Genomic DNA, 8,832 nt, shown 5'->3' on the forward strand with positions numbered 1-8,832 from the left:
GTGTTAAGCATACCGCCAGCGTTCATCCTGAGCCAGGATCAAACTCTCCGTTTTGTTGTGTTTAGAGTTTGTAGCTCCGAAAAAAATATTTTCCGGAATCCTATTATTAATTTTGATTATCCTTTTGGATTTACCAAAAGCAAAATCTTTTGACGAGGATTGGTTTTTTCTTAAGCTTTCAAAGTATTATGTTTTACAGGTTCAGCGGTGGTTTGGCGTCTGTCGCCTTTCCACTTAACTAGATTAACTAGTCATCCCCTAGTTTGTCAAGGGGGAAATTTATTTTTTTTATAAAATGGCAAATCGCTTGCCTGGACTTGTTTTCAGGTTAATTAGGTTAAGCAACAGGAGGAAGGCGAGAACGAAGTGGCTAAACCTGAGTGTGTGAATAATGCACGTTGCTTGTCTCTAAATGGGATCTGATGCAAGTTAAGTAATTAATGATTATTGAAAAAGGCAGGAGGTAGTCTTGCTGGAGGTATGTATCTTGAATCCAAATGCCCAAATCAATTAATTATGTATATAAAGCATAGTTGTTGGGAAGTTTGCGGTTTAAGACTCCCATCCTACAGGTGAGGCTTATATTGACATTTACGTGATCGCCATCACTACGATCGCAATGCGTTTGGAGGAGAAGATAGGCGTTACAGTGAATCTAGCGCTGTAGAGGGACTTCAAAATTTATAATGAATTTTTGATAAACAGCTAAAAACTAGACTAGGCAATAAATACAGATGATCCGACCGCGTAAGGTCTTTGCTCAACATTGGCTCAAAAGTGAAAAGGCGCTAGACGCAATTATTAAAGCAGCTGAGTGTACACAAAGCGATGGCTCCGCCAACGCCAAGGGCGAACGCGTCCTGGAAATTGGGCCTGGAACCGGGCTTCTGACTCGTCGTTTATTACCCTTAGTGCAATCTCTGGTTGCAGTTGAAATAGACCGCGACTTATGCCAACTGCTGTCAAAGCAGCTTGGTAAGACTGAAAATTTTTTACTTTTGCAGGGGGATTTTCTCAGTCTAGATTTACCATCTTATCTGGCAGCCTTTCCCAATTTCCAAAGGCCAAATAAGGTAGTAGCCAATATTCCCTATAACATTACAGGGCCAATCATTGAGAAACTACTGGGTACCATCGCTAACCCTAATCCCGAACCATTTGACTCAATAGTGTTGTTGGTACAAAAAGAAGTAGCAGAAAGGTTATATGCTAAAGCAGGCTCAAAAGCTTTTGGGGCGTTGAGTGTGCGGGTACAGTATTTGGCTGAGTGTGAGTTAATCTGCACAGTTCCAGCGGCCGCATTCCATCCACCGCCAAAAGTCGATTCAGCAGTGGTGCGATTGCGTCCCCGAAAAATAGAAATACCAGCGCTTAATCCTCGACAGTTAGAGAATTTCTTAAAGTTGGGATTTGGTGCCAAGCGCAAAATGTTACGAAATAATTTGCAATCTGTTATGGAACGCGATCGCTTGAGCCACTTACTGGAACAATTAAAAATAAATCCCCAAGCTAGAGCCGAAGACCTCAGCGTTCAGCAATGGGTAATTTTAGCAAATGAATTGGGAGTAGAAAGTAGAGAGTAGGGAACAAGGCAGATTTTTCCCATTCCTCCTTCTTCATTCCCCATTTCCCACTCCCCATTACCCCTTATCCCCAGAGGGGACCCCACCTTCCCCACTTCCATAAAATGCATTCCTACAGCCTAATTGCCCCTGCCAAAATCAACTTATATCTGGAAATTATTGGTAATCGCTCCGATGGTTATCACGAGTTAGCCATGATACTTCAAAGTATCGGACTTGCAGACAAAATTGATGTGCGTCCCATTAGCACTGATACTATTAGGGTTCACTGCAACCACCCACAAGTACCGACAGATAAAAGTAATCTGGCATACCGTGCAGCAGAATTAATGGTGAGGCAATTTCCCGAAGCCTTTGCTAGACATGGAGGTGTGAAGATTACCGTTAATAAGCAGATTCCTGTCGCTGCTGGGTTGGCTGGAGGTTCGACAAATGCAGCAGCTGTGTTGGTAGGGATAGATTTATTATGGAAGTTGGGATTAACTCAGTCAGAGTTAGAAGAGTTAGGAGGTACACTCGGTTCAGATGTACCTTTTTGTATAGCGGGTGGAACTGCGATCGCAACAGGTAGAGGTGAGCAACTTTCTCCGTTGCCAAGTTTGGATAGTATTTATATAGTATTAGCAAAATACCGCAGTTTGGAAGTTTCCACCGCTTGGGCATACAAAACCTATCGACAGCAGTTTGGTCATTCTTATATTAGAGATAGCGACAACTTGACAGCGCGTGCTAATGCAGTTCATTCAAGAGCAATAGTAAAAGCTGTCCTAGATAAAGATGCGGGAGAAATTGCCCGAAAACTGCACAATGATTTAGAACGAGTTGTATTGCCAGACTATCCCCAAGTCTTGCAGCTGCGAGAAGTGTTTGCAAATCAAGAAGGTGTTTTAGGAACAATGATGTCTGGTTCTGGCCCAACAGTATTTGCTCTTTTTGAGTCTCAACAGCAGGCAGAACAAGTGAAGTTACAAGTTAGGGAAGCAATTATTGATGAAGACTTAGAATTATTTGTGACTCGGACAATTACACATGGTATTCAGGTGACATCTTCAATTTAAATAAATCTTTATTGTTAATGGAGTATGAGAAATAAGCTGATAAATTTTTTAGTTGCATAGTTAAAATCGCTAGTAAAGAGGCAGAGATGCAATTTGAATGACGATTAGCTGAGGACAATAATTATTCCTAATGCTCCAATCCAAAATCTAACATCTAAAATCTAAATATTATGAATGACCAAAATCTAACGCCGCAAACAAATGCTAAAGAACAGGTGACAGCTAGTCCGTTACGCTGTTTTACTGGGGCGGCGATTTCTGGAGGGATGGCATTTGCAGCCTATTCACTGATGATTGCGATCGCAACAAATTTTGCTAGTAAACCGATCCATTCAATCAATCCATTGGTGGTGAAGATTTCTTCTGCTGTCCGCACTCTGGTTGTTGGTGTAGTTGCTTTAGGTAGCGGGATTTTTGCTATAGTAGCAATTGGTTTGTTGGCTTTGGGAGTGCAATTATTAGTGCAGCAATTGACGAAGCAAAAAAGTAGTGAAAACTAATAATTTGCTTTTAATAAGTCATCTAAAAGCACAAGTTTTTCTAATATTCTCCAAGGAGTTAATTTTACTCTTGCCAAATTTATTTAGCACCAGCAGCAGGCGCAGATGCAGTGCTACTGGTTCCAATAATTCTCTAGTTATTGTATCCCTAATGTTGTCAGACATAGCTTTTTGAATAGCAGATGTTGTAATTTTAGTGAATAGTATAAAATTTGACTTTAAAACATTTTGGGTTGACACTTTATAGACTGGATCAATATTCACGAATCCATGCGGAATTGATACCAACGACACTGAAATAGATAACAATATCATTTATAAGCAAAATTTATGAACACAATCAAGAGATATTTTTTACCCCCTATTTTTGTGACAATAGTTGTGAGCCTCGGTAGTTGTAGTTCTAACCCCACCGCAGGTAAGATTGACAGCGCGACTTCATACCCTACCACAGCACCAGCACCGACGAATAGCCTACCTTCTCAGGCTCCCAGCCAAATTCCTAGCGTAGCTCAGTTAAGAGAAAAATCTCCTAATCAAGAATCTTCTAAGGAAAATACGCCTTCCTCACCAACTTCTAAGGTTGCCACTAGCAAAACTACTAACGTAACACTATACACAAGTGATACCCAATGTCAAAAACTAATTCCAGAAAAGGTTTCAGTACCAGCCGAGGAACCAGTGAGAAATGTCGTAAGTAAAATCTTAGAAAAACGAGATACAAGCGACTTTAGCTTATCTGGGTATCGTGTCAACATCAAAAATGGCATTGCTACAGTTGATTTACGAATATCTCCTGAGTCAAAGCGGCAAATAAGTTCTCTTTCTAGTTGCGAACAGTTTGCTCTGTTTGGCAGTCTCCGCAAAACCTTAACGAGTAATGCTCAATGGAATATTAAAGAGGTTCGCTTCACGGAGCGAGGCGAGGAAATTGTTCTTTAGTTAAATATTGTAATAAGTGTCGTCATCAGCTAGCTAAAAAAATTTCCTAATGTGAAGAGCTACAGGACTCATGCATCAGTAGTTGTCAAAATAGTATATTTTCTAGCCAATTGAAAACAGCTGTAAATAGTGGTATGCTTAATTTTAGGCATAAGTTAATGTTAGCAATTTGCGGGTGTAATTCAGTGGTAGAATGTCATCTTCCCATGGTGAACGTCGTGGGTTCGAGTCCCATCGCCCGCTTTCAAATCTGTACATTCGCAGATTATATGTCGCAATTCGCAAATTAGTGTCGTTTTTCGCAAGTTAATGTCGGTCGGGCTATTTTTTAGAGTCAATTTAATTATGCTAGTTTTTTGCAAATTAATGTCGTATTAGATTATGCTCTAATTAGCACACTAGCTTCTATATTAAACTTAATTAAACTTACTCACCAATATTCTGCTAAACCAAGTTTCAATGGGTAAATTTTCCTACTCCGTTCTCAGAACTACCCTTACCCATTAAACATAATTATGATGAAGCAACTAATCAGTGAAAGTAACTGGTAGCATATTGTCTTTACAAGAAAATACTCATTTATTTCAACCTTCCATTAGCCAATATGGATTTTGACACTTTATATGATTTCCAGAATAAAAATTACCACTCAACATCATTCCATCGTAGAGGAAAACGGCTGTTGGCTCTTTTAATCGGTAAATTCTTTCTTGTAAATCACCTTAGTATTGGGAAGATGACATTCCTTTCAACCCTCTTAAGCAACTTTTAGACGAGATGGTTCTTGAGCATCAATAGCTAGTACTAATTGAAACAGACGCAAATACTTTAAATCCATCCCTAGCCGGGAGGTTATTGAAACCACAAATGCCCAGCACCCAACGCTGTTTTAGAGAGCCTTTCAACCCACCCCTAGCCGGGATGGTTGTTGAAACCTTGAGCTAGTGCTGAAAAATTTGTGTAACGCTTGTCGTCTTTCAACCCACCCCTAGTCGGGATGGTAATTGAAACCTTTTTGTTTCTTGCTTTTGGGTTTATCCATATTAGTTCTTTCAACCCACCCCTAGTCGGGATGGTAATTGAAACAATCTAATCAAACTTTTAAATACGATCGCTGGTAACCTTTCAACCCACCCCTAGTCGGGATGGTAATTGAAACGCTTCAGAAAGGCTAGATAACTTCGATTGAATAGAACCTTTCAACCCACCCCTAGTCGGGATGGTAATTGAAACGTAGACTTGCTTCGCTCAGGAATGAGCAAATAACTCTCTTAGTTCTTTCAACCCACCCCTAGTCGGGATGGTAATTGAAACCCCGCCCGCCTAGACCATTGCCAATACAGGTTTCCAGATGCGATTTTGGCAGACCTGTTTAAAAACTTGTTTTTCTGCTCTCAAGTGAGGACATTCATTAATACTCAAATGAGTCAAATCAATACTGGACAAGGGATTCAAGATTTTGGCAGACCCCCAAGGTTTTTGCCCTCACTTTGGTTTGCCAAAAAAAATGTTTAGGAGGATTCCCCCGACGAAGGGGGTGATTCAGTAGCCACCACTGTGGAAATCCACATCGTTATAAATAACGACTATGGCTAAAAGCCTTACTCCTTATTGCTGGGAGCGCACCTATCCCATCTATAGAATTCTACAGATGGCACCATCAGAAGCGGGCAGCTACCAGGGTCAGAAAGCATGACAGTCTTCCAACTGCCAAACTAACCCAGATTTTTCACAGTACAGAGGAACATGAACTGCGGCGCTGTTGTATCCATATTATATTTTCAAGGTTCGGATTAGTAAACTAAATTAGTGCAGCTTGACGTTCTTGGTAAGCAAAGAGGGCTAAATCTCGCGCTTTTTCCTGTGGACTGCCTCCAATTGCCTGTGTCCCCATTTCAGTAGAGATTCCAGCTTGTGCAGCTTGAGATTGAATACTCTCGATTAATCGTCCATAACTCCAGCGATGAACGCTAATCCGATATTCTTTGGCGTATTTTTGTTGAGCTTCCTTGTAACCAGGACATTTTTTTTCTGCTTTGGATTGAATTTCACTGCTGATTTGCTCCTGCATATTCCGCAGTTTGGGAAGAAGTATGCTGTCAGCTTGATAGGTTTTTGCGATCGTAATAATTGCATCAGCTAACAATCTATCCACATATTGCCCTAATTCTGATTCACCAAAGGAATTTGGCGCATTCTGTTTCTGAGCTTTGTGACGTTCATGAGATAGGCGTTGCTGTTGTTGTCGTTGGCGATTCAGAAGGTTGTAGTTTTTACCAAGTAATTGTTTGACACTGCGATAAGCTAAAACCTCACCTTTAACAACATCTACCACGGCTACTGTTACTGGCTTTTCTAGACCAAAACTAACGCCAACTAGGATTGAGGGTTGTCCATGATAATTAGGCTTACTGGGACGAGGGAAAGGGTTATGAATTCGATCTAACGTGGATTGCTGACGAGTAATAGAAGCTTGCTGTTGAGGGTTGAGGTCATCTTTCTGTTTTTGTTTCACTAAAATTTTGGTAATTTTTGTGACTTTCTCTTCAATTACCTGTTGAGTTCCTTCATTAGTCAACATCCGAGTATCTAAAGCACAGTAAAGATTTAGTTTATTTACTTTCCAAGGTTCACCTTTTTGCTCACCTGACAGCCAAACAAGCCTTCCTGAGCGGAGAGTAAACAAACTGCTTGAGTATTGGTTTTTACTATTGCGTTTAATTTCTTGATCTTCTAAAAAGCGTTGGAAATAGTGCAAATGACGCTTATCGCAGTAAATCTCAAAGGTCAGTTTTCCCAAGCCATTGAACCGAACAAAGAGACGACTTTTTTCATTTTTTAACCATGTCATATCTTCATTAGATTCGTAAGCTACAGGAAAGGGGACATCAGCAGTTTTTCTTAAAAGTGCTGCTTGCCAAGCTTTTGCCTCTTTTTCATTTTGAGGAACATTGACGGTGACAATTTCTAAAGTTTCTAACCACTCTTTGCATGTCAAATCTCTACCTTTAGGTATGCGACTTTGAAGTTGGTCTTTTAATCGCTCAATTTCTATTTCCTTTTTGCGTCTATTTCTAGTAAATTCTTCTGGGTCTTCGTCGAGTTCACTGATTTTACAGTTATTTTTGAGCAGATATGCGAGAGCGGAACGAGTAAGAGGCTCTTGTGTTTCTTCGTAAGTGTTTAAAAAAATTTTAAACAGCGAAGATTTTTTGGAATTTGTAGATTTGTTAGTCTTTTTAGCCTTTCTCTGGTTGTTATTCTGCTCGGACTGAGGGGTAAATTGGGTAAGAATTTCGGTAGCTTTAGTCCGAATTGTATTTAAGCTACATTGACTTTCTTGTTCGAGTTGTAGATCACTTTTGAGGATTGTGAGCCAACGCTCTTTCCCTTCTATTTGGTACTTTCTGCGTTTTTGTAAAGCGAACCAGGATTTATATACATAATCCACTAAAGCGATCGCTGAGGTGTAAAAGCGTCCGGGTTGACCTGCGAAACGCTCTTGGGTTTTGAGGGAGTTAACAAGTGTTTTGAGGAATTCGGTAGGTATTTTGCCTTTTTCTAGCCAGGTTTCAAATTCTGGATGTTTTCCTACCTGTGCCAATAATTCATTGATGAGTGGTGTATTTTTTTCAGCCATCAGTTCCCACAGTTGACGGAGAATGTCTTCTTCAGCAACCAAGCGACATTGAATTGTAATAACGCTCATGGTGTCCTCAGCTTTGTGGATTCGCTAACACTGACAGGGTTGTTAATTGTTTTTTTACTTCTTTAAGTATAGCGCAATACCGCAACGACGCAATAGCGCAAATGTTTTTTTACTGAGAGGCTGTGCAAAAATGAAAGCCGCAAACTTTGGCTTCAAATTACGATGGCAGAAGAAACTAGAGAGGTTAGAGGGAGACTCCCTAAAGGCTTAAAAATCGCGTTTGAAATTGCCTGTGCGCGTCTGGAAGTAACGCAAACTGCGGCTTTGGAGGAGGCAATTAAGGATTGGTTGCAAAAAAAAGAGTCTTCAGAAAAACAGCAATAGGAAAATTGAGGGATGTGTTTGCTATCAGTGATGTTTACTGCCACAAACTTCACTATTGAGTCAAGTTGGGGATTATGATGCTGATGGCTTAAGATTTCGTGATAATTTCCTGATAAAGCTTATAGTCTCTGCTATTCCCGTTATGAGACTGCCCACCAAAATCCTTAAGAGATTCAAAACTTAAACTTTTGCCCATCACCTTTCCAATTAGCGTCAGCAAATTATTTGCCCGCATCTGGAAAAATGCTTCAAAGTCATCTCGCTGTAAAGTTTTTGGAGATATAGCGTGCGATCGCAATATTTCATCAAGTCTTGTAACTGATGTCCCAGAAAGTTCAAACTCCTGTAAATAAACGGAAGGTGCTTTACTACCAATTTTCTTGTTCGTTTTGGCACTTAGAGGGGTGCGGTTAATCAAGCAATTATACTTTTTGGGATCAATGCCTTTTTTGCGACACCATGCTACAGGGAAGATATGGTGCGAATCTATTTGTTCTTCAAAATAAATCACATCATTGATTTCTTCTCCCGTACACCAATCAATTGCCCCCTCACGTCGTAGTAAAGCAGCTAAACCCTGATACACTGCACCGTAACGTTTTCTAACGCTAATCAACCTATCAAAAGAAAAATCCGCTTGCAGAATAGTAAGCGGCAGTGATCGGGAGCATCCACTTTTGGCAGAAAGACTCAAATTGCAAGCAACCCATTAAGAT

At 40.3% G+C, this 8,832-nt stretch carries 7 protein-coding genes, 1 tRNA gene and 1 CRISPR repeat array; of the genes, 6 read left to right on the plus strand and 2 right to left on the minus strand.

What is annotated here, in order from left to right; translation table 11 throughout:
- The first annotated feature begins 734 nt into the window (after window positions 1-734).
- From rsmA to RM368_RS37330, 5 genes are all read left to right on the plus strand, one after another.
- Window positions 735-1,583 (plus strand): 16S rRNA (adenine(1518)-N(6)/adenine(1519)-N(6))-dimethyltransferase RsmA, encoded by an 849-nt coding sequence (gene rsmA / locus RM368_RS37310; RefSeq protein WP_322698728.1) that lies wholly within the window; start codon window positions 735-737, stop codon window positions 1,581-1,583.
- 104 nt (window positions 1,584-1,687) lie between these two features.
- Window positions 1,688-2,641 carry a 4-(cytidine 5'-diphospho)-2-C-methyl-D-erythritol kinase gene (ispE, locus tag RM368_RS37315; RefSeq protein WP_322698729.1) on the plus strand — a complete coding sequence of 318 codons (954 nt, stop codon included), beginning with the start codon at window positions 1,688-1,690 and terminating at the stop codon, window positions 2,639-2,641.
- A 170-nt stretch (window positions 2,642-2,811) separates the two neighbouring features.
- Window positions 2,812-3,141 (plus strand): DUF3082 domain-containing protein, encoded by a 330-nt coding sequence (locus tag RM368_RS37320; protein WP_322674528.1) that lies wholly within the window; start codon window positions 2,812-2,814, stop codon window positions 3,139-3,141.
- 330 nt (window positions 3,142-3,471) lie between these two features.
- Window positions 3,472-4,083 carry a GerMN domain-containing protein gene (locus tag RM368_RS37325; protein ID WP_322698730.1) on the plus strand — a complete coding sequence of 204 codons (612 nt, stop codon included), beginning with the start codon at window positions 3,472-3,474 and terminating at the stop codon, window positions 4,081-4,083.
- Between the two features lie 171 nt (window positions 4,084-4,254).
- Window positions 4,255-4,326 (plus strand) — tRNA-Gly (locus RM368_RS37330).
- 655 nt (window positions 4,327-4,981) lie between these two features.
- Window positions 4,982-5,397: direct repeats of the CRISPR family, unit length 37 nt; unit sequence CTTTCAACCCACCCCTAGTCGGGATGGTAATTGAAAC.
- Window positions 5,398-5,884: 487 nt separating this feature from the next.
- Here the strand turns inward: RM368_RS37330 and cas12k are convergent.
- Entirely contained in the window at window positions 5,885-7,792 is a 1,908-nt protein-coding gene (gene cas12k, locus RM368_RS37335; RefSeq protein WP_322698731.1) for a type V CRISPR-associated protein Cas12k, read from the minus strand.
- A gap of 162 nt (window positions 7,793-7,954) precedes the next feature.
- Between cas12k and RM368_RS37340 the strand changes: the two genes are divergently transcribed.
- Complete coding sequence (locus tag RM368_RS37340) at window positions 7,955-8,116, plus strand: hypothetical protein (RefSeq protein ID WP_322641223.1); 162 nt, start codon at window positions 7,955-7,957, stop codon at window positions 8,114-8,116.
- Between the two features lie 88 nt (window positions 8,117-8,204).
- Here the strand turns inward: RM368_RS37340 and RM368_RS37345 are convergent, their stop codons facing one another.
- On the minus strand, window positions 8,205-8,732 hold the full coding sequence (locus tag RM368_RS37345; protein ID WP_322698732.1) for a hypothetical protein: 528 nt from the start codon (window positions 8,730-8,732) through the stop codon (window positions 8,205-8,207).
- Between the last annotated feature and the right edge of the window lie 100 nt (window positions 8,733-8,832).

The sequence above is a fragment of the Nostoc sp. DedSLP03 genome, from assembly GCF_034530815.1.
Taxonomy (GTDB): domain Bacteria; phylum Cyanobacteriota; class Cyanobacteriia; order Cyanobacteriales; family Nostocaceae; genus Nostoc.